The 25,358-nt window shown below is 70.3% G+C and carries 27 protein-coding genes; 9 read left to right on the plus strand and 18 right to left on the minus strand.

The window, feature by feature from the left end; translation table 11 throughout:
• Positions 1–54 precede the first annotated feature (54 nt).
• The 4 genes from ACFYWY_RS10490 to ACFYWY_RS10505 all read left to right on the plus strand — a co-directional run bounded on the left by ACFYWY_RS10490 (position 55) and on the right by ACFYWY_RS10505 (position 5,078).
• Entirely contained in the window at positions 55–675 is a 621-nt protein-coding gene (locus ACFYWY_RS10490) for an L-threonylcarbamoyladenylate synthase (protein ID WP_389182803.1), read from the plus strand.
• Between the two features lie 207 nt (positions 676–882).
• Complete coding sequence (locus tag ACFYWY_RS10495; protein WP_389182806.1) at positions 883–2,403, plus strand: FUSC family protein; 1,521 nt, start codon at positions 883–885, stop codon at positions 2,401–2,403.
• A gap of 400 nt (positions 2,404–2,803) precedes the next feature.
• A complete protein-coding gene (locus tag ACFYWY_RS10500; protein WP_389182809.1) occupies positions 2,804–3,970 on the plus strand; it encodes a nitric oxide synthase oxygenase in 1,167 nt (388 codons plus the stop codon).
• Positions 3,971–4,028: 58 nt separating this feature from the next.
• Complete coding sequence (locus tag ACFYWY_RS10505) at positions 4,029–5,078, plus strand: lactonase family protein (RefSeq protein WP_389182812.1); 1,050 nt, start codon at positions 4,029–4,031, stop codon at positions 5,076–5,078.
• Positions 5,079–5,141: 63 nt separating this feature from the next.
• Here the strand turns inward: ACFYWY_RS10505 and ACFYWY_RS10510 are convergent, their stop codons facing one another.
• The 8 genes from ACFYWY_RS10510 to ACFYWY_RS10545 all read right to left on the minus strand — a co-directional run bounded on the left by ACFYWY_RS10510 (position 5,142) and on the right by ACFYWY_RS10545 (position 12,645).
• Entirely contained in the window at positions 5,142–6,062 is a 921-nt protein-coding gene (locus ACFYWY_RS10510; protein WP_389182815.1) for a sirohydrochlorin chelatase, read from the minus strand.
• A 95-nt stretch (positions 6,063–6,157) separates the two neighbouring features.
• On the minus strand, positions 6,158–7,150 hold the full coding sequence (locus ACFYWY_RS10515; protein WP_389182818.1) for an N-acetylglucosamine kinase: 993 nt from the start codon (positions 7,148–7,150) through the stop codon (positions 6,158–6,160).
• A complete protein-coding gene (locus ACFYWY_RS10520) occupies positions 7,147–7,824 on the minus strand; it encodes a uracil-DNA glycosylase (protein ID WP_389182821.1) in 678 nt (225 codons plus the stop codon). Before ACFYWY_RS10520 ends, ACFYWY_RS10515 begins: the two co-directional genes overlap by 4 nt.
• A 35-nt stretch (positions 7,825–7,859) precedes the next feature.
• Positions 7,860–8,945, minus strand: a complete 1,086-nt coding sequence (locus tag ACFYWY_RS10525) for a WD40/YVTN/BNR-like repeat-containing protein (RefSeq protein WP_389182823.1) — start codon at positions 8,943–8,945, stop codon at positions 7,860–7,862.
• Positions 8,946–9,102: 157 nt separating this feature from the next.
• Complete coding sequence (locus ACFYWY_RS10530) at positions 9,103–9,858, minus strand: SDR family NAD(P)-dependent oxidoreductase (protein WP_389182826.1); 756 nt, start codon at positions 9,856–9,858, stop codon at positions 9,103–9,105.
• A 167-nt stretch (positions 9,859–10,025) separates the two neighbouring features.
• Complete coding sequence (locus ACFYWY_RS10535; protein ID WP_389182828.1) at positions 10,026–11,105, minus strand: NADH:flavin oxidoreductase/NADH oxidase; 1,080 nt, start codon at positions 11,103–11,105, stop codon at positions 10,026–10,028.
• 106 nt (positions 11,106–11,211) lie between these two features.
• Complete coding sequence (gene ddaH / locus ACFYWY_RS10540) at positions 11,212–12,024, minus strand: dimethylargininase (RefSeq protein WP_389182831.1); 813 nt, start codon at positions 12,022–12,024, stop codon at positions 11,212–11,214.
• 129 nt (positions 12,025–12,153) lie between these two features.
• Entirely contained in the window at positions 12,154–12,645 is a 492-nt protein-coding gene (locus tag ACFYWY_RS10545) for an Lrp/AsnC family transcriptional regulator (RefSeq protein WP_389182834.1), read from the minus strand.
• Positions 12,646–12,842: 197 nt separating this feature from the next.
• Here ACFYWY_RS10545 and ACFYWY_RS10550 point away from each other — a divergent pair, with 197 nt between their 5' ends.
• Positions 12,843–13,193 (plus strand): ArsR/SmtB family transcription factor, encoded by a 351-nt coding sequence (locus tag ACFYWY_RS10550; protein WP_389182837.1) that lies wholly within the window; start codon positions 12,843–12,845, stop codon positions 13,191–13,193.
• Between the two features lie 43 nt (positions 13,194–13,236).
• On the opposite strand, the gene ACFYWY_RS10555 is transcribed toward ACFYWY_RS10550, so the two are convergent.
• On the minus strand, positions 13,237–14,595 hold the full coding sequence (locus ACFYWY_RS10555) for an FAD-dependent oxidoreductase (protein WP_389182840.1): 1,359 nt from the start codon (positions 14,593–14,595) through the stop codon (positions 13,237–13,239).
• Positions 14,596–14,736: 141 nt separating this feature from the next.
• Between ACFYWY_RS10555 and ACFYWY_RS10560 the strand changes: the two genes are divergently transcribed.
• Complete coding sequence (locus tag ACFYWY_RS10560; protein WP_389182843.1) at positions 14,737–15,396, plus strand: DUF6214 family protein; 660 nt, start codon at positions 14,737–14,739, stop codon at positions 15,394–15,396.
• On the opposite strand, the gene ACFYWY_RS10565 is transcribed toward ACFYWY_RS10560, so the two are convergent.
• Entirely contained in the window at positions 15,374–16,033 is a 660-nt protein-coding gene (locus ACFYWY_RS10565) for a DUF305 domain-containing protein (protein ID WP_389182846.1), read from the minus strand. The genes ACFYWY_RS10560 and ACFYWY_RS10565 overlap by 23 nt on opposite strands.
• A 176-nt stretch (positions 16,034–16,209) precedes the next feature.
• Between ACFYWY_RS10565 and ACFYWY_RS10570 the strand changes: the two genes are divergently transcribed.
• A complete protein-coding gene (locus tag ACFYWY_RS10570) occupies positions 16,210–17,715 on the plus strand; it encodes an LVIVD repeat-containing protein (RefSeq protein WP_389182850.1) in 1,506 nt (501 codons plus the stop codon).
• On the opposite strand, the gene ACFYWY_RS10575 is transcribed toward ACFYWY_RS10570, so the two are convergent.
• From ACFYWY_RS10575 to ACFYWY_RS10600, 6 genes are all read right to left on the minus strand, one after another.
• Positions 17,697–18,344 carry a TetR/AcrR family transcriptional regulator gene (locus ACFYWY_RS10575; RefSeq protein WP_389182852.1) on the minus strand — a complete coding sequence of 216 codons (648 nt, stop codon included), beginning with the start codon at positions 18,342–18,344 and terminating at the stop codon, positions 17,697–17,699. The genes ACFYWY_RS10570 and ACFYWY_RS10575 overlap by 19 nt on opposite strands.
• Before the next feature lie 172 nt (positions 18,345–18,516).
• The gene (locus ACFYWY_RS10580; protein ID WP_389182855.1) at positions 18,517–19,212 is read right to left on the minus strand and encodes an HAD family hydrolase; all 696 of its coding nucleotides are present in this window, start codon (positions 19,210–19,212) and stop codon (positions 18,517–18,519) included.
• 19 nt (positions 19,213–19,231) lie between these two features.
• Positions 19,232–19,918, minus strand: coding sequence for a phosphatase PAP2 family protein (locus ACFYWY_RS10585; protein WP_389183099.1), 687 nt, complete (start codon positions 19,916–19,918; stop codon positions 19,232–19,234).
• 34 nt (positions 19,919–19,952) lie between these two features.
• Entirely contained in the window at positions 19,953–20,888 is a 936-nt protein-coding gene (locus ACFYWY_RS10590; protein ID WP_389182858.1) for a M56 family metallopeptidase, read from the minus strand.
• Positions 20,889–20,983: 95 nt separating this feature from the next.
• A complete protein-coding gene (locus ACFYWY_RS10595) occupies positions 20,984–21,529 on the minus strand; it encodes a DUF5134 domain-containing protein (RefSeq protein ID WP_389182861.1) in 546 nt (181 codons plus the stop codon).
• A gap of 211 nt (positions 21,530–21,740) precedes the next feature.
• Complete coding sequence (locus tag ACFYWY_RS10600; protein ID WP_389182865.1) at positions 21,741–22,127, minus strand: VOC family protein; 387 nt, start codon at positions 22,125–22,127, stop codon at positions 21,741–21,743.
• A gap of 76 nt (positions 22,128–22,203) precedes the next feature.
• Here ACFYWY_RS10600 and ACFYWY_RS10605 point away from each other — a divergent pair, with 76 nt between their 5' ends.
• On the plus strand, positions 22,204–22,755 hold the full coding sequence (locus tag ACFYWY_RS10605) for a GNAT family N-acetyltransferase (RefSeq protein ID WP_389182868.1): 552 nt from the start codon (positions 22,204–22,206) through the stop codon (positions 22,753–22,755).
• A gap of 25 nt (positions 22,756–22,780) precedes the next feature.
• On the opposite strand, the gene ACFYWY_RS10610 is transcribed toward ACFYWY_RS10605, so the two are convergent.
• Positions 22,781–23,431: a glycerophosphodiester phosphodiesterase gene (locus ACFYWY_RS10610; RefSeq protein WP_389183102.1), complete on the minus strand. Its 651-nt coding sequence runs from the start codon at positions 23,429–23,431 to the stop codon at positions 22,781–22,783.
• 103 nt (positions 23,432–23,534) lie between these two features.
• Positions 23,535–23,660 (minus strand): hypothetical protein, encoded by a 126-nt coding sequence (locus ACFYWY_RS10615; RefSeq protein WP_389182871.1) that lies wholly within the window; start codon positions 23,658–23,660, stop codon positions 23,535–23,537.
• A 290-nt stretch (positions 23,661–23,950) separates the two neighbouring features.
• Here ACFYWY_RS10615 and ACFYWY_RS10620 point away from each other — a divergent pair, with 290 nt between their 5' ends.
• Entirely contained in the window at positions 23,951–25,348 is a 1,398-nt protein-coding gene (locus ACFYWY_RS10620; RefSeq protein WP_389182873.1) for a DUF6421 family protein, read from the plus strand.
• Positions 25,349–25,358: the final 10 nt, after the last annotated feature.

Here is a 25,358-nt window from a genome sequence, read left to right on the forward strand (position 1 = left end):
TACGAGGAAAACGCCCAGATCACAGCCATCCGCAACACGCTCTAGACTCGGCGGATGGCCAAGTACTTCGACGTGCACCCCGACAATCCTCAGCGGCGCACCATCAGCAGTGTGGCTGACAGCATCCGATCCGGCGCGCTCGTCGTGTACCCGACGGACTCCTGTTTCGCACTGGGATGCCAGCTGGGCAGTCGTGACGGCATCGGCCGGATCCGGTCGATCCGGAACCTCGACGATCGTCACCACTTCACCCTCGTCTGCCAGAACTTCGCGCAGCTGGGTCAGTTCGTGCATGTCGACAACGACGTGTTCCGCGCGATCAAGGCAGCGACGCCCGGCAGTTACACCTTCATCCTCCCCGCTACGAAGGAGGTGCCGCGCCAGCTGCTGCACCCGAAGAAGAAGACGGTCGGAGTCCGGATCCCTGACCATGCCGTAGCTCAGGCTCTGCTCGCCGAACTCGGTGAGCCGCTGCTCTCCAGCACCCTGCTCCTGCCCGACGAGGACGAGCCGATGACACAGGGCTGGGAGATCAAGGAACGGCTCGACCACGTGGTGGACGCCGTGGTCGACTCCGGCGACTGCGGCACCGAGCCGACCACGGTCATCGACTTCTCCGGCGGCGAACTCGAGATCGTCCGCCGAGGGGCAGGCGACACCGCGCGGTTCGAGTAGCCAGGGTCGATGGTGGGCCAGACCTCGACTCAGTAGTCCGTTGGCTCGCATTGCGGCCGTGATCAGCAGGTCTGACTGGGTCAATGGTCCAGTGATTCCGGCCTCGCTTGAGCCAATGGGGTTGCGGATGTTCTGATGTAGAGGTCGATGGCGCTGCGGACTCCGCGGCGCCTTTTCCATGTCAGGGCGAAGGCGGGGCGGAAAGCAGTGATGCGGAGGATGTTCGTGGTGCCGGATCCGGAGCGGCTGCGGCTGCGCAGCGCCACTCGGTCCGTCCTCGGCGTCGGTCTGGCGGTAGCCCTGTGCGGCCTCACCGGTCACAACCTCACCGCGGTCATCGCCGGCGGTCTGGCCGCGCTCCTCGCCCTCTTCACGGTCACCGACGCGACGGTCCGCGCCCAGGCCGCCACCACTGCCCTGCTGCCTGCCGTCGGCTTCCCGGTGCTCGCCCTCGCGGCCGGGCTGCACGACGTTGCGCTGCTGCGCGACGTGGCGTTCCTCGCCGTCGCCGGCCTCGGGGTGTACGCCAGGCGCTGGGGCCCGCGGGGCCACGCCCTGGGCGTCTTTGCCTTCATGACCTTCTTCGTGGCGCAGTTCCTGCACACGGTGCCCGAGCAGCTGCCCGGCCTGTACTCGGCCGTCGTGCTCGCTCTGCTCGCCTCCTCGGGCGTCCGCTTCGGCCTCTGGTGTTACGAGCGGCGACTGCCGCCGCCCGCCGCGCCGGTCCCGCCGGGTGGCTCGGGCATCGCGCGGATCACCACCCGCCAGGCGATCCAAGTCGTCGTCGCGGGTGCGTTCGCGCTCGTGGTGGGCCAGGTCCTGTCCGAGGGACGCTGGTACTGGGCCGTGGGCGCCGCGTGGTGGATCTTCGTGAATACCTCCTCGCGGGGTGAAACTCTGATCCGTGGCTTCCGGCGGATCCTCGGTACGGTCGTCGGCATCGCCGCCGGACTCCTCCTCGCCCTGCCGCTGCACGGGGCGGTAGCCCCCACGGCCGCGCTGGTGGCCGTGTGCGTCTTCGCGATCTTCTACGCCGCCCCGGTCTCGTACAGCTGGATGATGCTGGCGGTGACATTGATGGTCGCCCTGCTGTACGGGCTGCTCGGGGTGCTGGAACCCGGCCTGCTGGTGCTGCGTCTCGCGGAGACAGGCGTCGGCGCGATCGGTGCGGCGCTGGCTGTGACATTCGTGTTGCCCGTCACGACGCACGCAGCGACCAACGCCTGGATCGAGCGCGCCGTGCAGAGCGTGCACGACTGCACCACGACCACCGCGCGCCGGCTGGCCGGGGACGAGCAGGCCGACCCGGCGCCGCCGGCCGCCGAGCTTGAGGTGGTGCTCGGCCGAGCACGACTCTCCCTGGCCCCGCTGGTCCACCCGCTGAACCCGCTGCGTGCCCGCAAGGCCCGCGCCCGCCAGGTCCTGGCCCTGCTGGACGACTGCGCCCGTGAGGTTCGGGGGCTGGCCTCCGTCGCGGCCGACCCGCAGGCGTCGCACGACGCCCGGCTGGCTGCGGCCTGCTGGCGCGTGGAGGCCGCCGTCCAGGCCCTGGTGTCGCCCGGCGCCCAGCCGGCCGCCGTGGCAGTGCCCAAGGCCGAGACGCCCGACGCGTACCACCACCCAAGCGCCGAGGCCGCGCTTCACCACCTCCACGGGTTGGAGAAGGTGCTCACCGAATTGGCCAAGCCGCTGCACAGCTCCCCGAGCTCTCCGCTGGTCGGGTCCTGACGCGGAGGCGCGGGACGCGAAGGCGCGGGCGGCGGGGACGCGGGAGGCGGGGACGCGAAGGCGCGGGCGGCGGGGACGCGGGAGGCGGGGAAGCGAAGGCGCGGGCGGCGGGGACGCGGAGACGCCCGCTGAGGCTCCGTACCGGCGCCTCAGCAACACCCCGGTGCCGAGGCGGCCCTTTCAGGTATCTCCAGGCACTCCAGCGGGCGCTCGCGGAGCTGGACGCGCCCCTTCGTGTCTCGGCGCGGGGCGCCGCTCGTGCCTGGCTGACCTGGGGAATAGCCGCAAAGCCCTTGAACGAGGCAAATTCCCCCGGCACACACAGGGTAGATCAGTCTGTTCAAGGGGTAGCCACAGCGGCATCCACGTACGTCCCTCCAGGAGCCCGGGGGTGCGCACCATGCGGAAGTCTCTGTTCAGACCCTTGTGCCTGACCGGCGCACAGGTGGACCGCCAGGAGGCCGAGGACTTCATCCGCCTCCACCACCGGGAGGAGCGAGCGGCGGCCGATCCCGCGGCCCGGATCGCTGCCGTCCTCGCGGAGATAGGCGAGACCGGCACATACCGCCATACCCGCGCAGAACTCGCCTACGGCGCACGCGTCGCCTGGCGCAACAGCAACCGCTGCATCGGCCGCCTCTACTGGCGCTCCCTGCGCGTACGCGACCGAAGGCACATCGATGACGCCGACTCCGTGGCACGCGAGTCGGCGGAACACCTGCGCCAGGCCACCAACGGCGGCCGCATCCGCCCGATGATCACCGTCTTCGCCCCGGACGCGCCCGGCCGCCCCGGCCCGCGGATCTGGAACGAGCAGCTCGTACGGTACGCGGGCTACAGCTCCGCCCACGGGCACACCGTGGGCGACCCTCGCAACGCCGCCGTCACCGACGTCGCCTTACGGCTCGGCTGGCCGGGCGGCCCCGGCACGCCCTTCGACCTGCTGCCCCTCCTCATCGAGGACGGTGACGGCAAGCCGCGCTGGTTCGACCTGCCGCCCGAGGCCGTGCTCGAAGTGGAGCTGCACCATCCGGAGGAGCGCTGGTGCGAGGAGCTGGGCCTGCGCTGGCACGCCGTACCCGCCGTCGCGAACATGTGCCTGGAGATCGGCGGTATCTGCTACCCCGCAGCCCCCTTCAACGGCTGGTACATGGGCACCGAGATAGGCGCCCGCAACCTCGCCGACACCGACCGCTACGACCTGCTGCCGCGCATCGCCGAGCGGCTGGGCCTCGACACGACGAACGACCGCTCGCTGTGGAAGGACCGCGCGCTGGTAGAGCTGAACCGCGCCGTGCTGCACTCCTTCGACCGCGCGGGCGTCACCGTCACCGACCACCACACCGAATCGCGCCGCTTCCTCACCCACCTGGACCGGGAGGCGAGCCGGGGCCGCCGCGTCGGCGCGGACTGGTCGTGGATCGTGCCGCCGATCTCGGGCTCCGCGACGCCCGTCTTCCACCGTACGTACGACCCCACCCAGTGGCGGCCCGCCTACGTCCACCACCCGGAGGCGCAGGCGCGCGCCCTCGGTGAGCAGGGCGAGGAGGAGCCGGACTTGGTCTAGACCGCCTGCTACCGTCGGCCCGGCAACAAGCGATCAGTCGGCGGAGAGGGGAAACGCTGTGGGTGACGAAGGCGCCGGGCGTGCATTCATCGGATCGTTCACCTCGGCCGGAGGCCGCGGGATCATCGCCGCCGCCGTGGACGGGGAGACCGGTGCGCTCGCCGAGACGGGCGCGAGCGACGCGGTCGCCGACCCGTCGTATCTCGCCATCGCGATCGGATCCGGCGGCCCGGTCCTCTACGCCGTCTCGGAGACCGCCGAGGGCGCGGTGGCGGCCTTCGACGTCAACGGGCCCTCGCCGAAGCCGATCGGGGTGCGGATCCCGGTGTGCGGCGAAGGCCCCACCCATCTCGCGCTCGCAGCAGGCCATCTGGTGACCGCCAACTACGGCTCGGGCAGCGTCACCGTGCTCCCCGTCGGGGCCGGCGGAGAGCCGGGCGCCGCCAGTGGCGTACTGCAGCACGAGGGCGCGGGACCGGACCCGCAACGGCAGCGCGGTCCGCACGCGCACCAGGTGCTGCCCGATCCGACCGGGCGCTGGGTACTCGGCGTCGACCTGGGCACCGACTCCATACGGATCTGCGTACTGGACACCGACGCGGGCGAGCTGACCCTGCACGGCGAGACCGCGCTGCGCCCCGGAACCGGGCCACGCCATCTCGCCTTCCACCCCGCGGGCAGTCATGCCTACGTGCTGAACGAGCTCGAGCCGACCCTCACCGTCTGCCGCTGGGACGCGGACGCGGGCGTGCTCGAACCGGTCGGCGAGACGCCGGTGCTGCCGGACGGCGTCGAAGGACCCGTCTACCCGTCCGAGGTGGTCGTCTCGCACGACGGCAGGCATCTGTGGACCGCCAACCGAGGCCACGACAGCATCGCCGTACTCGCGCTCGACGAGACGCGTGAGAAGGCGGAGCTCGTCACCACGGTGCCGTGCGGCGGGCACTGGCCGCGCGACCTCGCCCTGGACCCGGCAGGACGCAGGCTGTACGCGGCCAACGAGCGCTCCGGGGACGTCACCTGGTTCGACATCGACCCGGAGACCGGCGTGCCGCGCAGGGCGGGCTCCCTTGACGCCCCCGCGGCCTCCTGCGTGATCTTCGCCTGATCACCCGGCCGTAGCGCGAGGGCCCGCACCGTTCGAGTGGTGCGGGCCCTTCTGCGTATCTGCTCAGTACGAGGGTGAGCCCTGCGGCCGCGGAGAGATGCCCAGCGCGGTCGTGTACTGCGACAGCACCAGCTTGCCGATCGCCGGATAGGCGCCGAGCGCCTCGGCGGCGGCACAGCCCGCCTCCTTGACGGCGGAGTCCAGCAGGCCCTCTGGGAGCTCCGGGCCGACGAGATACGGGGCCAGGGCGAGCTGCGCCGAGCCGGAGCCGCGCAGCTGCTCGGCGATCGCGGCCACCGAGCCTTCCTGGTCCAGCGCCGCGGCCATGACCGGCACCGCGAGGCGTGCGGCCAGCAGCATGCCGGTGATCCCGGCGGCCTGGACCGCCTCCTCGCCGCCCACCGTGGCCAGGATGATGCCGTCGGCCGCAGTGGCCACGGTGAACAGCCGGGCGCGGTCGGCGCGCGCCAGGCCGGCCTCCGAGAGCCGCACGTGCAGGGCTTCGGCGAGCAGCGGGTGCGGGCCGAGGACGTCGGTCAGCTCGGCGCTCGCGCGGCTGTCCATGACGGCCTGGCGGATGCGCCGCATCAGGGCGTTGTCCGGGCCCGCGAGGAGCGGCACCACGACGGCGGCGGGACCCTCGGGAGCGGCCACCTCACGGCCGGCGGCCTTCGCGATCTCGTACCGCTCGGTGCGCCGGGCGGCGGTGTGCGCGAGGACGCTCGCGAGCGTGGGGTACTCGGCGTCGTCGCCGTCGAGATACCCGATGGCCACGTCGAGGCCGGGCAGCTCGGAACGGGCGATGCTTATGACCTCTTCGGCCAGGCTGCGCGTGGCGTGCGCGGGAGCGCCGGGAACGGCGAGCACAAGCGCGGGCGCGCCCTCAGGAGCCGCCACGGGTTCCGGGCGGCGGTGCCGCCCGGACTGGCGGGGTCGCGGCATTCGTACAGGCAGGCCGGATGCGGGCCCAGTGGGGGAGCTCATGGCGCCGCATGCTACTGGTTTTGGAGGTGCGGCTGTTCGGGGAGGGGGCACTCAAGCGTCATCTGTCCGTATTTATCCGGTGAATGTCGTACGCCTCAACTGCCCTGCTCTGTCGGTACGTGCAGCAGCGTCGGATGGCGTGGCAGCCGCAGCGAATCGGTGGCGAGAGCGGCCGCGAGAAGCAGCGCGCCGGTGAGCGGATCGCCGGCCGCGGACACCGGCCGGGCGTGCGGCAGTTGTCCGGCCAGCTCGCTCCTCAGTGGAACGAGCAGCGGGTCACCCATCTTGAACAGCCCGCCCGTCAGGGCGACTTCACAACCACCGGGTGCACTGGCGGCCGACGGGCACACGGCCGCGGCCGCTTCCGCGATATGCCGGGCGGCACCGGCGAGGATGGCCACGGACACCGCGTCGCCCTCCGCCGCGCACCGCCCGACCTCGGGCGCGAAGGAGGCAAGCACCGCGGGCCGGTCCGGGCGCGGATACAGCATTCCCGGCAGCTCCTGCGCCGGACCGAACACCGACTCCATCCTGGCCAGCAGCGCGGCAGAACCTCCGCGCCGCCCGTCGTGGGCGCGCAGCGCGGCCTCCAGACCGGCCCGGCCGATCCAGGCGCCCCCGCCGCAGTCGCCCAGCAGATGGCCCCAGCCGTCGGCCCGGTGCCAGGCGGACAGATCCGTGCCCATCGCGATCATGCCGGTGCCGGCCGCGACCACGGCCCCGGGACGCTGGCCGAGCGCCCCTGCGTATGCGGTGACCGCGTCCGCAGCGAGAGCGAGACGGCGTACACCCAGTGACTCGGCCAGTGCGGCGGGCAGTTCGGCGCGCAGCCGGCCGCCGAGCGTCGCCATTCCGGCGGCGCCGATCGCGACCGCGGACACCGTGCCGCCACCGGCCCGGTCCAGCAGTGTGCGCGCCATCGGCAGCATCTGGTCCAGCAGATGCTCCGCGTCGATGCCCCCGTCGCCGGTGCGCACCGGTTCGCTCGACTCGACACTGTCGGTACGTGCCGGGTCGGAGGAGTCGGCGAGCGCCGTACGCAGGCCGGAGCCTCCGGAGTCCACTGCGAGGACCCAGCTCACGGTCACGGAAGCCGCCAGTCGACCGGCTGCGCCCCCTGGCGTTCAAGGAGTTCATTGGCTCGGCTGAACGGGCGGGAGCCGAAGAAGCCGCGGTCCGCGGACATGGGGGAGGGGTGCGATGACTCGATCGCCGGGAGGTCGCCGAGGAGTGGTCGCAGATTGCGGGCATCACGGCCCCACAGCACGGACACCAGGGGCTTGCCGCGCGCGGCGAGGGCCCGGATGGCTTGCTCGGTCACCTCCTCCCAGCCCTTGCCGCGGTGCGCGGCGGGCTTGCGGGGCGCGGTGGTCAGCGCCCTGTTGAGCAGGAGCACGCCCTGCCGGGTCCATGGCGTGAGGTCGCCGTTGGCCGGCCGGGGGTGCCCCAGGTCGGCGTGCATCTCGCGGAAGATGTTGTCCAGGCTGCCGGGCACCGGCCGCACCTCGGGCGCCACCGAGAAGCTCAGCCCCACGGCGTGCCCGGGTGTGGGGTAGGGATCCTGACCGACGATCAGGACGCGCACATCCTCGAAGGGCTGCTGAAAGGCGCGCAGCACATTCGATCCGGCCGGCAGATAGGTGCGTCCCGCGGCGATCTCCGCCCGCAGGAAGTCGCCCATCGCTGTGATGCGTTCGGCCACTGGAGCGAGGGCGTCCGCCCACCCCGGCTCGATGATTTCTTTCAAGGGTCGTGCTGCCACGGGGCGTTACTCTACTGGTGCGGCGGCAGCACCTCTCAACCCATGGCCGCTGCTCGTACGCAGAGCACATCCGGCAGATGGGAGGCGAGCAGCTGCCAGCTGTCTCCGTCGTCCGCGCTCGCATACACCTCGCCGTTGCGATTGCCGAAGTACACACCGGCCGGATCCGCGTCGTCCGTGCGCAGCGCGTCGCGCAGCACGGTGCCGAAGTGATCGCCCTCGGGCAGCCCGGCCGACATCGCCTCCCAGCTACCGCCGGCGTCGCTCGTACGGTAAACGCGACACCGACGTCCGGCAGGCACCCGGTCCGCGTCCGCCGTGATCGGGAAGACATAAGCCGTGTCGGGGCGGTGCGGATGCGCGGCGACCGCGAAGCCGAAGTCGGACGGCAGTCCCGCGCCGATGTCGGTCCACTTGGCGCCCGCGTCGTCGCTGCGGTACACACCCCAGTGGTTCTGCAGATACAACCGGTCCAGATCGCCCGCGTCCTGCGCGATCTTGTGGACGCACTGCCCGAACTCCGGGTTGGGGTCGGGCAGGAAGACCGCCGACACCCCCTGGTTGGAGGGCGCCCAGCTCGCGCCGCCGTCCTTGGAGCGGAACACCCCGGCCGCCGACACCGCGACCGTCACGGCCTGAGGGTCCCGGCGGTCGGTCACCACGGTGTGCACCGCCTCCCCGCCGCCGCCCGGCTCCCACTTCGAGCGGGTCGGATGCTCCCACAGGGGCCGTACGAGCTCGAAGGTCTCGCCGCGGTCGTCCGAGCGGAACAGCGCGGCAGGTTCCGTCCCCGCATACACCACGTCCGGCGCGGCGGGACCGGCCGGATGCAGCTGCCAGACGCGCTCCAGCGACGCTCCGGTGTCCTTCGGAAACTTCACGGCCGGTTGCTCCGGCTCGATCCAGGTCTTGCCGAGGTCGTCGGAGTGGAACACCGAAGGGCCCCAGTGCGCACTGTCGCCGCCGACCAGCAGGCGGGGCACGGGCCCGCGTGTGTCGATCCCGATCGAGTACACGGCCTGCGCATTGAAATGCGGGCCGTCGAACTCCCATGTGCCGCCGCGCCTGCGGCCGATGAAGAGCCCTTTTCGAGTGCCTACAGTCAGAAGAACATCGGTCATGATCTTTTACCTCCAGGACGCCGTTGTCGCGGATACGGGCCAGTCTGCACCCGCCCACCGACAGCGGCCCGTGGGACGGGTGTTCTTGCAGTTCAGCCTGGGTGTGTACGGTTTTCTGGGCGATGTGTGCGGAAGGTTCGGCGGGCGGATCAGCGGTTCAGTCGACGACCGAGCCGCCGGTGATGTTGAGAGTTGTCGCGGTCATCGAACGAGCCAGGTCCGAGGCGGCGAAGACCGCCACATTGCCGACGTCGGCGAGTGAGGCGGCCCGGCCCAGCATGGTGTTCCGCGCGATCTCCTCGGTGATGGCCTTGCCCCACTCGAATCCCAGGGGGATCGTCTCGGGCACGCCGCCGGTCTGGAGCGTGAGGACGCGGATTCCGTGCGGGCCCAGCTCGCAGGCCAGATTCCGGCGCAGGGACTCCACGGCGCCGAACGCCACCTGGAATCCGCCCAGGTAGTGGTTGCGCGGCGGGTCGCCGTAGCCGCCGAAGGCGAGGATCACGCCGGACTTCTGCCGCATCATGTGCCGCGCCGCGGCCCTGGAGGTCAGGAACATCGTGCGCACCGCGTTGTGGACCGGCCGCTCGAAGTCCGCAAGCGTCATCTCGGCGAGCGGCGTCCCCTGGACTTCGGCCCACGAGATGAGATTGAACGAGATGTCGAGGCTCCCGGCCCGCTCGGCCACGGCGTCGCCGTGCCGGTCGACCGCCGCCTCGTCGAGGGCGTCGACCTGATCGATCTCGGCCGTGCCACCCGCGGCGCGGATGGCATCGGCGACATCTTCCAGGCTCTCGCGGGTGCGTCCGGCGAGATGGACCCGCGCGCCTTCGCGCGCGAAGGCGCGGGCGACCGCCCCGCCGATCGCGCCGCCCCCTCCGTAGATGACGGCGTTCTTGTTCTTGAGCAGCACGGCGTGCCTCCTGAGTACGTACGTACTCAGTGCAGACCGGCCGGGGCCCCGGAACTCATCGGTCGCCGGAGCACGCGGATCCCACGCCGCTCTCACGCGGATCTCACGGGGACGGCAACGGGGACGGCAACGGGCGGCACGGGGATTTCCGGGGCTCCACGGGGCTCTCAGACGGAGCGGTGGTACTGCTCCGGGATGTGGATCTCGCCGCCCAGCTCACGGGCCGCGTGCCGGGCCCACGACGGGTTGCGCAGCAGCTCGCGGCCGAGCAGCACCGCGTCGGCCTCGCCGTTGCCCAGGATCTTCTCCGCCTGCCCGGCCTCGGTGATCATGCCGACCGCGGCGACCGGGAGCCCGGTCTCCGCCTTCACGCGCGCCGCGAACGGCACCTGGTAGCCGGGGCCGGCGGGGATGCGCACCCGCGGTGCGTTGCCGCCTGTGGAGACGTCGAGGAGGTCGACGCCGTGCTCCTTGAGCAGGGCGGCGAAGCGAACGGTGTCGTCGGCCGTCCAGCCGGCCTCGTCCAGCCAGTCGGTGGCGGAGATACGGAAGAAGAGCGGCAGCCCGTCGGGCCACACCGCGCGTACGGCGTCGACGACCTCGAGGGCGAAGCGGGTGCGGTTCTCGAAGGACCCGCCGTACGCGTCGGTCCGCTGGTTGCTGTGCGGCGACAGGAACTCGCCGATCAGATAGCCGTGCGCACCGTGGATCTCGGCGACCTCGAATCCGGCGTCCAGCGCGCGGCGGGCGGCGGCCGCGAACTGGCCTGTGATTTCCCGTATCTGTGCGACCGTCACCTCGGTGGGGACCGGGTGCCCCGCGTCGAAGGGGAGAGGGCTGGGCCCGAGCGGCTGCCAGCCGTACTCGTCGGCGCCCACCGGTGCGCCGCCCTTCCACGGGCGGTCGGTGGACGCCTTGCGCCCGGCGTGCGCCAGCTGGATGCCGGGGACGGTCCCCTGGCTCCCCAGGAAGCGGGTGATCCTGCGGAACGCCTCGACCTGGGTGTCGTTCCAGATCCCGAGGTCCGCGGGGCTGATCCTGCCCTCCGGGCTGACCGCGGTCGCCTCGGTGAGGATCAGGCCCGTGCCGCCGGTGGCGCGGGCGGCGTAGTGGGCGAAGTGCCAGTCGTTCGCGACGCCGGCGTTCGGACCGGACACCTCCGCGCTGTACTGGCACATGGGCGCCATCCAGACGCGGTTGGGGACGGTAAGCGACCGCAGGGTGTAGGGCTGGAACAGCGCGCTCACGGCGGACTCCAATCGGGGCGGGGCCGGTGTACGACTCGTACGATACTCATCGTAGTACGGAGAGTGTCAAACTACGAGAGGTCTCGTACATTGCCCCGGCGGCGCCCTACTCGCGGATCTCCTGCGTGCAGCACTTCGCTCCACCGCCCGCCTTGCGGAACTCCGAGAGGTCCACGGGTACGGGGACGTAGCCACGCGCCGCCACGTCTTCCATGAGGCCCGCCGCATCCTGCGCCATCACCACGTTGCGTCCGTCGGAGACGGAGTTGAGCCCGAAGGCCAGCGCATCCTCCCTGGTGGCAACGGCGGCGTGCGGGAAGAGGGTCCGCAGGACCCGTTGACTGCCTTCGGAGAAAGCGCCCGGATAGTAGGCGATATTGCGGTCGTCGAGAGCGAAGAGCGCTGTGTCGAGGTGATAGAAATGTGGGTCGATCAAGTGAAGGCTCACCGTCGGCGTGCCGAAGAATTCCTGGACCTCGTGATGGGCCGCCGGGAGTGTGCGGAACCCGGTGCCGGCGAGGATGTAGCCGCCGACCGGGGTGAAATCCCCTTCTCCTTCGCAGGTGTGGGACGGGATCCGGGTCTCGAATCCGGCGCTTTGGAACCAGGCACGGTAATGGGCGGCTTCCGGCTGCCGCTCCGGCGCATGGAATTGTGCGCCGAACGCCTTGCCGTCGAGTACGAGTGCCGAATTGGCCGCGAACACCATGTCGGGGAGATCCACGACCGGATTCACCACCTCCACGGTGTGACCCAGTGCGCGATACAGGGCTACAAGCCCGTCCCACTGTTTCCGCGCAAGGCCGATGTCGACCGGCTCCTCCGAGGTCATCCAGGGATTGATGGCGTACCGGACGTCGAAGTGCTCCGGCGGGCAGACGAGATACCGGCGCTTCCTCGCGGTTCTGATGGACGGCATCCGCGTCTCCCTCTCATCCGGGCCGGGGGTTGCTGACCACGCTAGAGATGGTGACGGACAGTGACAAGACGAATGAATTGCGCCTGCTCGCAAGAATGTTGCGTGTAAGGGATGTGGAGCCACCACTTGTTACGTCAGGTCCGGCGCGATACTTCCCGACCCGGCCTCTGGGCTGCTCGGCAGAAGGTGCGAGAGCACGATGAAACTGTTGGTGGCCTTGACGAAAGGCTCGGACCTGATCCGTTCGAGGACGTCTTCGAAGTGCGCGACGTCGAGCGCCCTGATGTGCAGGATCGCGTCGGCCCGTCCGGTGACCGTCACGGCCGAGTGCACCTCGGGGTGATTTCGCACCACCTCGGCCAGCCTCCTCGGCGGAGCGGCCCCGTCGCAGAACACCTCCACATACGCTTCGGTGTGCCAGCCGAGCGCCGCGGGTTTCACCACCGTGGTGAAACCCGCGATCACCTCCTGCTCCCTGAGCCGGTCCACCCGGCGCTTGACGGCGGGCGCCGACAGGCCGATGGACACGCCGATCTCCCGCAGACTCGCCCGCGCGTCGGCCATCAGGGCCGCGATGATCTTGCGGTCGAGTTCGTCAAGGTCAGTTCCGCGCCGGGACATGGAGTCAGCTCCCTTCGTGCAGTGCACCGTGCCTCCCGGCTGTACGAGGGGCACGGTTCGCGGCGATCATGCCATCCGTCGTCCCGCGGTGCCTGTGCGGCTCGGCTCTCCGGCTCGTACGACACTCATCGTATTACGGTGAGTGTCAAACTACGAGGGTCCTCGTACAATGGAGGCCCCGATGAAGTGGAGCCGCCGTGACCGCCGCGACAAGCCCCCGCGTGCTTGCCCACCCCACGCGCGAAGAGATCCGTCTGGAGAACGTGCTCCACGCGCTCTCCGACCCGATGCGGCTGCGTGTGGTGCGCGAGCTCGCCACTGCCGAGGACGACCTGTCCTGTTCGCACTTCGACCTGCCCGTCACCAAGTCGACGACCACCCACCACTTCCGCGTCCTGCGTGAGAACGGCGTGATCCAGCAGAACTACCAGGGCACCGCCAAGATGAACGGACTGCGGCGTGACGACCTGGACGCGCTGTTCCCCGGGCTGCTCGACAGAATCCTCGCCGCCGCCGCGGGCCAGGCGGAACGCCTCGGCGAGGGCTGAAAGGCGCGCCCACGCCCGTCACTCACAGGCGCGCCCACGCTTGTCACTCAATCGCCGCCGCGCTCAACAGCCCTGGCCAGTCAGGGATTTTGACGGTACGCCGGCCGAGCGTCTGACCCAGCGCCGACTCCGCCGTCTCGATCGCCAGCCACCCCGGCCACTGCACAGGGCGGTGTCCCGACTCCCGCAGTTCGGTCAGCGGATCCGCGGCGACGGGCCGAAGTGCGAGCGTCTCGGCATCGTCGAGCAGCGAGGCCACCGTCTCCTTGGCGCACGGCCGGTTGGTGCCGATCACCCCGGTCGGGCCGCGCTTGATCCACCCCGCCACATACTCCCCGGGCGACGGTACGCCGTCCCGCAGTATCCGCCCGGCCGCGTGCGGCACCGTGCCACGTCTCTCGTCGAAAGGCAGCCCGGGCAGCGGGACACCGCGGTACCCCACCGCCCGCAGCACCAGTTGCGCCTCGATCTCTTCGTAGGCTCCGGTGCCCCGGACACCTCCGTCACCGTCCGGAACGGTGCGCTCGAAGCGTACGCCGGCCACCCGCCCACCCTGCTCCAGCAGCTCCACCGGGCGCAGGAAGAACCGCAGATGGATCCGGCGGTCCCGGCTCTGCGCAGGCTGCGCCGCCCAGCCGCGTACGACATCGAGGTTGCGCCGGCTGACCGCGGGCAGCGCGGACACCTCGGCAGCGGAAGGATCCGCGTACGCGGGGTCGAGCGAGAGGTCCGCGGGGTCGACCAGCACCTGGGCCGCGGGCAGCGAGCCGAGCTCCCGCAGCTCCTTGGTGGTGAACTTTGCCTGCGAGGGGCCGCGCCTGCCCACCATGTGCACCTCGCGCACCTGGCTGAGTGAGAGCGCCCCCAGTGCCGTCTGCGGCACATCGGTGGGCCGCAGCTCGTCCGCGCCCCGCGCGAGGATGCGGGCCACGTCGACGGCCACATTGCCGACGCCGATGACAACGGCGGAACGGGCCCCGAGGGCGAAGCCGTTGCCCGCCGAGTCGGGGTGCGCGCTGTACCAGGAGACGAAATCGGTGGCCGAGCGGCTGCCGGGCAGATCCTCGCCGGGGATGCCCAGCCTGCGGTCCCTGGCGGCCCCGACGCAGTACACGACGGCGTGGTAGAGATCCAGGAGCCGCTCGGGGCCGAGCCCGTGCCTGCCCACCTCCACATTGCCGACGAAGTCGATCCGCTCGTGCTCCAGCACGGTGCGCAGATTGTTCTGCAGGGACTTGATCTTCTCGTGGTCGGGCGCGACTCCGTACCGCACGAGTCCGTAGGGGCAGGGGAGCCGGTCCAGTACGTGCACCCGCACATCCGGCACCCGGCTCTGCTTGACGAGGTCCTGCGCGGCGTAGACCCCGCTGGGTCCCGATCCGACGACAGCGACGCGAAGCACAGCTGCGCTCCTTCCCATCAGGGGATTCCAGCATCGCACCGGTGTGTGCCGATGAGGGAGATGCTCTAACGGGGTGTCTTGTGGCGTCACGACGTGCGTGCCGCCGCGGAAGGCTGCGATTTGGCTGGTTACGTGCTAATTGTGCAAGAAACTACGTTTCTTAACGTTAATGATCTGTATGACCTGGGCGGGGCGCTGCCCTACCCACCTGCCTGGGAGCTGCAAGGTTCCGGCACGGTCACCTCGGAGCACAGCGGACTGGAGATCCCCCCGCCCTGGTTCGACGTCCGGCTGACCTTCGCCGACGGTGTCCGCATCGACGTCCTCGCCGTCGTCGACGGCGGGCAGATCGCCATTGAGGATCTGCGCGCCGACCCGCCGCTGCCGCTCGGGGGCTTCGCGGTGCTGGCCGAGCGGATCGAGGGCCCGCTCGAGGACGCCTGCCGGGTGGCCGCGCCGCCCCCTGCCCCCGATGAACCGGAACCCGCCCCGCCGTGCGCCGGCGGGCACGCGGACGCGCCGGGTCCCGGCCGTCGCCGGGCCCGCCACGCGGTGCCGCGCGGCAGCGCAGGCAGGCGGATGGTGGCCGACACCTACCGGGCCGCACAGCGAGACGGGCGCGACCCCGTGCTCGCCGTGATGGCCGCGACCGGGCGGAGCCGCCGCAAGTCGCTCCGGCTCATTGCGGTCGCCCGCGACGAGGGCTACCTCGCGCCACGCCACAACCGCCGCCGGCCCTGGCCCTCCTGGCCCGCGCCCGGCGCCGTCCGGTGGTGGGTCACAACGCGCGCATCCGGTTGATCTCACTCGTCTGCTGAGCGATCACATCGCTCGCCATCTCCTCGACCAGGATGTTGTTGCCCTTCGAAAGGGCGTCGGTGGCCATGGTGACGGCTCCCTGGTGGTGAGTGATCATCAGTTTCAGGAAGAGTTCGTCGAACGCCTTGCCCTTCGCCCCGCGCAGCTGGGCGAGTTGGGCCGTGGTGGCCATTCCCGGCATCGCGGCCTGCCCGTGGTCGTGACCGCCCTTCTCCCCACCGTTCGTTTTCAGCCAGCCCTGCATCGCGCCGATCTCCGGCTTCTGCGAGGCGGCTATCCGCTCTGCCAGTCGCTTGACCTGCGTGGATCCCGCCCGGTCCGGTGCCAGGGCGGTCATCTGCAGCGCCTGGCCGTGGTGCGCGATCATCATGTGTGCGTAGGAGAAGTCCGCCGCGTTGGGGGAGTCGTCGGGGGTGGCCTTCGCGGCTTCCTCGGCGGAGAGGGTCCTGGCCGGCTCACCCGGTTTGCCGGGTGCCACCACGGAGGGTCCGGCATCCCCCTTGGCCTTGGCGGGAGTGCCGGAGTCCGACTCGCAGGCACCCAGGGCGAGTACGGCGGCCGTGACCGCGGCCAGGGCGACCGACCTGCGGACACACGCGGCCCTACGGCGGTTCAACACGGTGACCTCCTGTGGCACTTGGGGTGTTTGGGGACGTTCCTGGCACGCTTCCATACGCGGTTGATCAAAAACTTTCATTACGTCTCTGTTGCCATCTGTTGAGATGTACATGGAAGGGAAGATACTGCCGGGGTCCGTGAACCGTTCAACAGCGAACGGATACAAGGGAGGACGCAGTGACCCTGTTGCACCCCACCCGAGTGCGGCGCAGACGTCTGGGCGTGGCGGCAGCCGCGGCCGGGCTCCTCGCCACACTGCTGACGGCCGGACCCGCGGTCGCCACACCCGACCCCGGCGACACCCCTGCTCAACAGGGAGTCTCCTCGGGGCAGGCAGCCGAGGACAGGGCTGCCATCACGAGCGGCGACATACCCGGCGTGGACGAGATCGTCCACAGCGACAACATCGAACATCTCGCCAACATCCCCAAGGACGCGCTCAAGGGCACCAACTCGGACCTCGCCTTCCAGGGGAAGTACGCCTTCGCGGGCAACTACGACGGCTTCCGGATCTTCGACATCAGCAATCCGAAGTCGCCCACGACCGTGGCTCAGGTCCTCTGCCCCGGTGGGCAGAACGACATCTCGGTCTCCGGCAATCTGGTCTTCCTCTCCACCGACTCCTCGCGCAGCGACAACTCGTGCAACAGCACCTCGCAGCCCGCGACCGAGAAGTCGTCGTGGGAGGGCATGAAGATCTTCGACATCAGCGACATTCGCAACCCGAAGTACGTTGCCGCTGTCGAGACCGCATGCGGCTCGCACACGCACACGCTCGTGCCCGAGCGCCGCAACGTCTACATCTACGTCTCCTCGTACTCGCCGAGCGCGACCTTCCCGGACTGCCAGCCGCCGCACGACGGAATCTCCGTCATCAAGGTGCCGCGCAAGGCTCCCGAGAAGTCCGCGATCGTGAACTTCCCGGTGCTCTTCCCCGGTGAGGGCCCGGACGGCGGCGGCAACCCCGGCTCGCCGACCAACCCGGGCGTCTCCAAGACCACCGGCTGCCACGACATCACGGTGCTCCCCTCGAAGGACCTGGCCGCCGGCGCCTGCATGGGTGACGGCATCCTGTTCTCGATCGAGGACCCGGAGCACCCGAAGGTCATCGACCGGATCCAGGACAACGTCAACTTCGCGTTCTGGCACTCGGCGACCTTCAACCAGAAGGCCAACAAGGTCGTCTTCACCGACGAGTTGGGCGGCGGCGGCGCGGCGACCTGCAACGCCGAGATCGGCCCGAACCGCGGCGCCGACGGCATCTACGACATCGTTGGCAAGGGCGAGCGGAGCAAGCTGGTCTTCCGCAGCTACTTCAAGATCGACCGGCACCAGGCCGACGCCGAGGTCTGCGTGGCCCACAACGGTTCGATCATCCCGGTGAAGGGCCGCGACATCATGGTCCAGGCCTGGTACCAGGGCGGCGTTTCGGTGTGGGACTTCACCGACTCCTCCAAGCCGAAGGAGATCGGCTACTTCGAGCGGGGTCCCGTCACCCTCGACCGGGTCACCACCGCAGGCCCCTGGTCGGCGTACTACTACAACGGGTACGTCTACTCGAACGACATCGCCAAGGGCCTCGACGTCCTGAAGATCAACGACAGGCGCACGGATCCGGCGAAGCGGGTGCGGCTGCCCGAGCTCAATGTGCAGACCCAGCCCGACTACTTCGACCGCGACTGATCCCCTGCCTCAACAGGCGTTCCGCCGGGCGGCCTCTCGCCCGGCGGAACGCCGAGGTCCCAGTCCAGCCCGTACCGCTGGAACAGCTCCGCGCGCAGCCGAGCCGGCGGCATCGGCGCCCCCGGCAGCAGGACCGCGAAGACCGCGCCCATCAGCAGGGCGCGCAGCAGCGGATAGTCCGAGTCGACATCCGGTGATCCGTAGCGCTCCACCGTGTCGCGCAGCAGGACCGCAAGACGCTGCTGTTCCGGGCACTGCCTGAATCCCTCGGCCTGCAGGACCCCCGACATATGTGTTCGCATCAGCATGGGCCGGTCGACCGCGAGCCCGAGGATGGCGTCGATCGCCCGCGCCAGCCGTTCCCGCCCGTCGTCGCTTCTGGGCTCGCGCTCCAGTGCCGCTTCCAGTGTGCGATGCATCAGCCGGTGCACGGCTGACTGCAGCAGCTGCCGTTTGCCCGGGAAGTAGTACGAGACAAGCCCGCGTGCCGAGCCCGCTCTGTCGGCGATGTCGGCCAGTGTCGTCGCCTCGTAGCCGCGCTCTCCGACCAGCTCTACGGTGGCCTGCAGGAGCCGCTCCCGGGAACGCCGACGAAGCTCTTCATTGACCGATGCGCTCCGCGGGGACATGCTTGACTCCTGCGTTGACTGGCTCTGAGCCAATATACTCAGCGTGCCCCGGTGCGAGGCCTTCAGGGGCTGGTCAGCGGGGGTGCTGCCCGAACCGGGCGACGCGGGGGATCGTCCGGTTCGGGTGGCTTTGCCATGCTTTAAGTGTGCCTCCGTGAGTCTCCGGTCGGTTTCAGCCGATGAGCCCGAGCACCGGGCGCAGCCCCGCCGGACGTTCGTCCACCGGCAGATGGTCCACGAAATGGACCACACACCCGAGATTCGCGGCCCCGCCGTCCGCGAATCTGTCGTCGCCGACCATCAGGACGTCGCCCGGGTCCTTGCCCAGCGCCTCACAGGCCGTGCGGAAGAGACGTACGTCGGGCTTCTGCACGCCGTGCTCGTACGACAGGGCATACGCGTCCACCCAGGCATCCAGGCCGTGTGCGCGAAAGACCGGCCGCGGATCCCAGCCGATGTTGCTGACCACCGCGATGCCGACCCCCCACTCCCGCAGCGTGCGCAGCACGTCGGCGGCGTCGGGGTACGGGCGCCAGGCGGCGGGCGTCATATGGCGTTCGTAGAGCGCGTCGTACAGACCCGGGTCCGGCAGCTCCACCTGGCGGGCGAGACCGGTGTACGCGGCACGGTGCCGTTCCGCGCTCTCGTCGCGGGTCTCCCACAGCCCGGCGAGACCCGGTGGCATCCGCTGCGGCGACGAGCCGCCGGGTAGCGCCCCGGCAGCCGCCAACTGCTCGGCGTACCCGGACAGTTCGGCCTCGGGGAGACTGCCGCCCCGTGCGTCGAGGGCCGCGCGAAGCCAGTCCCGCGCGGGCTCGATGCGAAACAGCGTTCCGGAGAAGTCGAAGAGCACGCCCTTGATCGCCATGGCCACGATCCTTCCGGGGTCAGCGCTGCCGGGACAAGACCCAACGCTCGTACGCGGCGATCGAAAGCGCTGCCCAGCAGGCGCCGAGCAGCCAGCCGCCCACCACGTCCGAGGGCCAGTGCACGCCAAGATAGAGCCGGGTGAGGCCGACCCCGACGACTGAGACGACGGCGGCCGCGATGCCCCAGTGCCACGGTCGCCCCTCTGCCTCGTGCCGTCTGAGCAGCCACAGCAGCAGAATGCAGCTGACCATGGCCGTCATCGCGTGGCCGGACGGGAAGGCCGCGTAGTGCGCGGAGTCGAGGGGATCCGGCCAATGCGGCCGCTCCCGGCCCACGGCGGACTTCAGCCCCTGCTGTACGAAGGTGCCCACCGCGCTGGTCACCGCGACCCACACCGCCAGCAGCCGTTCCCGCAGCCACCACAGCCAAAGCACGGCCGCCGCGATCAGCGCACGTATCGTCCATGGGTCCCACACCCAGTCGGTGAGCACCCGGTTCACCCGGGTGAGCCCCGGCTCGGTCACCGCCCAGCCGTGCAGGCCGTCCGCGACCGTGCGGTCGAAGGAGACGAGGGGGGCCCAGGAGACCGCGACCAGGGTCAGCAGCACCGCCGAGAGGGCGGCGAGCAGCGCGCCTGTACGGGCGGCCGCGGCTCCCGGGGTGTGCGCCGGCGGAGTGGGAGGCGCTGAGCGCGGGAAGTGCATGGGGGAGATCTTCGTCGCTGACCGGCTCACACGGCTATCCCAGCGCGCGCAGCGCGGGCACGAATGCCACCAGCAGGGGGATCACAGGCACCAGGGCGGCCGCCGCGGTCAGCCGCAGCCGGCGGCCCGCGGTGAGCCGCGGGACGGGTGTCAGTAGCCGGTTCACCCGCTGCGGCAGTTCGGCGTCCGGCGTGGGGCAGGGCCCGAACACACCGCGGTCCTCGTTGAGTTCGACCAGGGCCAGGGCGATCGTCAGCCGGCCGAAGCGCCTGGACGCGACATCGTCGGCCGCCAGCTCGACCAGTCGGTGCATCTCGTCGCGGAACGCCGCGAACACCGGGATCTGCGGAAAGCCGTTGGCGAGCGCGGCGGAACAGTGCAGCAGCCAGTCGTGCCGCGCCTGCGCGTGCCCCTGCTCATGCGCGAGTACGGCATCGAGCTGACGGCCCTTCAGGCGGCGCAACGCGGCCGTCGTGACGACCAGTTGGGGCGCCGCGCCCGGCAGCGACCAGGCGTCGGGCCGCTCGCCCTCCAGGACGACCAGAGGTTCGCTGCCCGGCTCCTCGCCCGGCATCAGGGGGGCACGCACCAGAAGTTCTGTGCGCCCCCGCTTGCGCCGGACATGCGCCCGATGGATCTCGCGGGTGAGCATCGCGCCGGTCCACAGGCCCCCGCAGGCCAGGACGACGGCGAGGACGGCGGACCACGGCCCGTTCGCGCCGAGGGCGTACGCCTCCACCACGCCGTGCGGTGCGGGCGCGAAGACATGCCCTCGCACAAGCTGCCAGGCCGCCGCCGCGCTGAACGTCATGGAGAGCGCGAAGCAGAGCAGTACGGCCGCGACCACGCACTGCCAGACCCACAGGGCCACCACGGGCTCGCGCTCCGGCCAGTCGGCGCGCGACACGAGTCGCGGGGCCACGACCGCGGCCAGTGCGCCGAGCAGCAGCAGCACGAGGGAGACCAACATGCTGTCAGCCTATGAGCGCGGCGCTACTTGCGGGTATGGCCTGGAGCTCCAAGTGACGTACGACACGGTTTCTGTGCCACCCGGCCGCAGACGGCTCACAGAGCGAGCAGCATCGCCAGCATGGCCAGGCCCATGACGAGCCGGCAGGCCGGCGTCAGCTCGGGCTGTGCGCTCCAGGAGGCCGTCGCCGCACCGCCCACCGGGTATGGCGCAGGTATCAAGCGGACGCCCGAGCGCAGCACGTACACGGTGTAGTACACCAGCAGCCCGCCCGTGAGCAGGGGGATTCCGGCGGCCGCATGCCCGGGGTGGCCGCTGCCGGACGTCATCGCGACCGCCATGTAGACCATCGCGAGGGAACCCACGACGTGATGCAGATGGTGAGCGCCGCGGCGGGCAGGCCGCAGAGCGCGCAGCGCCGCCGCCCCGAAGACCACCGCGTACACCACCCACCCCCAGCGGGGCGGCGCGAACACGGCGGCGGGTACCGCCATCGCCGCCATTCCCCACCCCATCAGGGCTTCGCCGCCGACCGCCTCGCGTGCCTCGCCGACGCAACTGCGCATCCGCACCAGGCAGTACGCGCCGGTCCCGCCGCACAGCACCACGAGCAGCCAGCCGGACGTGGCCGGTCCGTGCACGGAGCACCTCCCCCCTCGACGCTGTCGGGGAGTCGATGCCCGGCGGCTCGGGGGGCTACGCGAGCGCACGGAGGTGCGGGGGGAGCGCGGCGCGGCAATGCGGCCCGCCCCGGACGCCCCGTGGCCGTCGCCACTTCGCGGCGACCGCCGCCGGCCCAGGAACTGCGGCCCAGGAACTGCGTGTCAGGAACAGCGGCTCAGGAACAGCGGCTCAGGGGCGGTACCGCAGTGGATGATCGGCCGGCACCTCGACGATCGCGATCCGGTGACCGTCCGGGTCGGCGATCCACATCTCGATCAGCCCCCACGGCTCACGCCTGGGCGGCCGCAGCACCTCGACGTCCCGCGCCGACAGCTCGTCGTGGACGGCGGCCGCGTCCTCGACCTGGAGCCACAGCTCGGGACCGGTCGCGGCCGGGGCCTTGGAGCGCCCGGAGACTTCGAGAAAACCGCCGCCCAGGAAGTAGACCGTGCCCCGCTCGGGACCGGTGCCGAATTCGCGGTAGACGGGGAGGCCGAGTGTCTGCCCGTAGAACCGCCGCGACCGCTCGGGGTCGGTCGGGCGCAGCAGGATCCGGCTGCTCAGCACATGCACCATGGCCAAACCCTAGGGCGGAAAGGGACGGGTTAGTCTCGGGACACCTGTACACCCTCGAGATGGGAGTGCCCCCTCAATGGACACCGCACCGGCCCGGGACTCCGGCGAGCTCACCTACCGTGACGCGGTCGAGGCCGATGTGCCCGCGCTCGTCCCGCTGATCGAGTCCGCGTACCGAGGCGATGCGAGCCGCACCGGCTGGACGACCGAGGCGGACATTCTCGACGGACAGCGCACCGACCCGGAAGGCGTCCTGGAGGTCATCCACGCCGCCGGCAGCACTCTTCTCATAGTGGAGCGCGGCGGCGAGCCGATCGCCTGCTGCCAGCTCGAGCACCGTGGTGAGGCCGTGTACTTCGGCATGTTCGCCGTCCGCCCCGAGCTGCAGGGCGGAGGTCTCGGCCGCCGGATCATCACGGAGGCGGAGCGCACCGCCCGCGAGCGCTGGGGCGCGCGCGAGATGCACATGACCGTGATCTCGGTTCGGGACGAACTGATCGCCTGGTACGAGCGCCGCGGCTACCGCCGTACGGGAAAGCTGAGCCCCTTCCCGTACGGCGACGAGCGCTTCGGCATCCCGCAGCGCGACGATCTCGCCTTCGAGCTGCTGGTGAAGGAACTGTCCTAGGGGGACGGTCGCAAGAACGGCGTCCTCAGGCCGTGAACCGGCCGGTGCGCCGGATCTCGGGGAAGTCGGTGGTGGCGCCGTCGAGTTCGAGGGCGCGCACCAGCCGCAGATGCTCCTGGGTGTTGACCACCCAGCCGATCACCTGCAGTCCTTCGCCGTGCGCGTGCTCGACGGTCTCCAGGGTCAGCCGGCGGATGTTCAGCGCGAGGGAGGCGGCGCCCACGGCCTTGGCACGGTCCACGACGTCGGCGCCCCAGCGGCTGGCGATGAGCACCGTGCGTACACCGGGCACCAGGCCCGCGATCTCGGCAACCGCGTCGTCGTGGAACGACGACACCTCGACGCGGTGGACGAGATCGCGGCTGAGCATCACCTCGGCCAGTGCCCGGGCTGCGGCCACGTCCTTGATCTCCGCCTGCAGCGGTGCTCGCACGGCGGCGAGCACCTCCTCGAAGACCGGCACCCGCTCGCCGTCACCCGCGTCGAGCTCCCGCAGCTCGGCGAGCGTCTTGTCGGCGATCGGGCCTTTTCCGTCGGTCGTACGGTCCACGTCGGCGTCGTGCATGACGGCGAGCGCGCCGTCCTTGGTGAGATGCAGATCCAGTTCGATGGCGTCCATTCCGGCCTGCTCGGCGCGGACGAAGGAGCGCAGGGTGTTCTCCGGCTCGACGCCCATGACCCCGCGATGACCGATGGTGAGGAAAGTCAAGATTCTCTCGCTTCCGTCGACGGCGGCTCCCGCGAGGCGCATCCCGGCAGCCGCGCGGCAAGCACGCAGCCTAACGGCCCGTCTCCGCGATGGGACCGGTCTCGCGCGGGGGAGTGGAGTGGTCCGCTCTGGCCGCCGCGATGCCCAGGACGAAACCGGTGATGAGGGCTGCGACAAGTACGGCACGGGTGCTCACGCGGTCGGCTCCGGGAGAGACGGGCGAAGGGCGGACCCTTCCGTACTACCCATGGCGGGCCGCCCGCAGCCAGTCGCGTCACCCGCCCGTGGGCGCGTCCCTCGCGGCTTGACGTGAGGTTGCGATCAGCTGACGACTTGGTCGAAGCAATCGCCCGAACGACCCTCGACCGCAAAAACTCCTGTGATCACGGGGGTGGGGCAGGATAATTTCCTAAGGTCCTACTTGTACGGGAGAAGCTCACACAGATACGGTGTCTTGACGCGAGGTTCTCCTGTGAAGGAAGTGACATGACGGAAATTCTTGTGCAGACCGCTGCCGCCGGGGGCATATCTCATACACCCCGGGTGATCGACCACCCGGCTTGGCTGACGCTCAAGAATGCCGTCGAGCAGATCCGCCCCTGGCAGTCCAAGGACGGCTCGATCGACTTCGATGCCGAGGGCGCCCCCGCCCGCGTCACCGCCGAAGCCGCGCTCCACCGTGTGATCGACGCCGTGGAGGAGCTCTCCCCGCTGCTCCCGCACGACGCCGCGTACCACCGCGCGCTCGTCGCCGATCTGCGCAAGTGGGCCGATCACGGCTTCGACGTCCCCGATTTCCTGGACTCGCTGCTCGCCTTCCAGCCCGCGGCCACCCGCGCCGACGGACTGCAGCACCTGGCCCTTTTCCCCATGTACACGCAGAACGGCAACCCGGACCGCAACCTCGAAGCGGTCGTGCTGCGCATGGTCTGGCCCGACTGGCTCGCCGAGCTGGAGCGCACCCGCTACGACAACCCCCTCTTCTGCGGCATCACCTTCGAGGACTTCACCGCGGGCTACGACACCAACTCCGCGGTGCTCTTCCCGGAGACCATCGCCGTGCGCGAAGCCCCGGAGCGATTCACCTGGGGCGGCATCTTCTGCGACCGCGAGGCCGCTCGTTTCCGTGTCGTCACCACGGAGGCCGTACGCATCCTCGGCCTCGAACTCCCCGACGACATCCGGGAGATGGTCGGCGACCAGGCGCGCTGTGAGCAGGCCTTCGTGCTCTGGGACATGGTCCACGACCGCACCCACAGCCACGGCGACCTGCCTTTCGACCCGTTCATGATCAAGCAGCGCCAGCCGTTCTGGATGTACGGCCTGGAGGAACTGCGCTGCGACCTCACCGCCTTCAAGGAGGCCGTGACGCTGGACGGAGAAGGCAACCGGCACGGCCGTGACGTGCAGTACGCGGTGCTGTTCGACCGGATGTTCCGCTTCCCGGTCACGGGTGACCGGGTGCGCAACTACGACGGGCTCGGCGGCCAGCTGCTCTTCGCGTACCTCCACAAGCACGATGTGGTGCGCTGGACAGACAACACCCTGAAGATCGACTGGGACCGCGCGCCGCAGGTCACCAACCAGCTCTGCGCCGAGATCGAGAAGCTCTACCGCGACGGCATCGACCGCCCCAAGCTGGTCCACTGGTTCGCCGCGTACGACCTGGTCTCGACCTACCTCGCACCGCACCCGGGCTCGCGCTGGGCCAAGGGTCCGGACGCCCTCGATCTGTCCCAGCCTCCGCGCAAGCTCGTCGACGACGTGCTTCCTGACGAGTTTCCGCTCAGCATGTTCTATGAGGCGCTCTCCAAGAAGCTGAAGTCCGTGATCGCCTCCACCAAGGGGATCACTGCGGAGACTGCCGAGCGGGTGTCCGCGTGAGCTCTCGTAC

The organism is Streptomyces sp. NPDC002870, from assembly GCF_042888505.1.
In the GTDB taxonomy this organism is placed as follows: Bacteria; Actinomycetota; Actinomycetes; order Streptomycetales; family Streptomycetaceae; genus Streptomyces.

Coding starts and splice junctions, on each gene's coding strand:
- ACFYWY_RS10490 (WP_389182803.1), top strand. CDS start 55: ATGGCCAAGTACTTCGACGTGCACCCCGACAATCCTCAGCGGCGCACC.
- ACFYWY_RS10500 (WP_389182809.1), top strand. CDS start 2,804: ATGCGGAAGTCTCTGTTCAGACCCTTGTGCCTGACCGGCGCACAGGTG.
- ACFYWY_RS10510 (WP_389182815.1), bottom strand. CDS start 6,062: ATGAGCTCCCCCACTGGGCCCGCATCCGGCCTGCCTGTACGAATGCCG.
- ACFYWY_RS10525 (WP_389182823.1), bottom strand. CDS start 8,945: ATGACCGATGTTCTTCTGACTGTAGGCACTCGAAAAGGGCTCTTCATC.
- ddaH (WP_389182831.1), bottom strand. CDS start 12,024: ATGCCGTCCATCAGAACCGCGAGGAAGCGCCGGTATCTCGTCTGCCCG.
- ACFYWY_RS10545 (WP_389182834.1), bottom strand. CDS start 12,645: ATGTCCCGGCGCGGAACTGACCTTGACGAACTCGACCGCAAGATCATC.
- ACFYWY_RS10575 (WP_389182852.1), bottom strand. CDS start 18,344: ATGTCCCCGCGGAGCGCATCGGTCAATGAAGAGCTTCGTCGGCGTTCC.
- ACFYWY_RS10580 (WP_389182855.1), bottom strand. CDS start 19,212: ATGGCGATCAAGGGCGTGCTCTTCGACTTCTCCGGAACGCTGTTTCGC.
- ACFYWY_RS10585 (WP_389183099.1), bottom strand. CDS start 19,918: ATGCACTTCCCGCGCTCAGCGCCTCCCACTCCGCCGGCGCACACCCCG.
- ACFYWY_RS10590 (WP_389182858.1), bottom strand. CDS start 20,888: ATGTTGGTCTCCCTCGTGCTGCTGCTGCTCGGCGCACTGGCCGCGGTC.
- ACFYWY_RS10600 (WP_389182865.1), bottom strand. CDS start 22,127: ATGGTGCATGTGCTGAGCAGCCGGATCCTGCTGCGCCCGACCGACCCC.
- ACFYWY_RS10605 (WP_389182868.1), top strand. CDS start 22,204: ATGGACACCGCACCGGCCCGGGACTCCGGCGAGCTCACCTACCGTGAC.
- ACFYWY_RS10610 (WP_389183102.1), bottom strand. CDS start 23,431: ATGGGCGTCGAGCCGGAGAACACCCTGCGCTCCTTCGTCCGCGCCGAG.
- ACFYWY_RS10620 (WP_389182873.1), top strand. CDS start 23,951: ATGACGGAAATTCTTGTGCAGACCGCTGCCGCCGGGGGCATATCTCAT.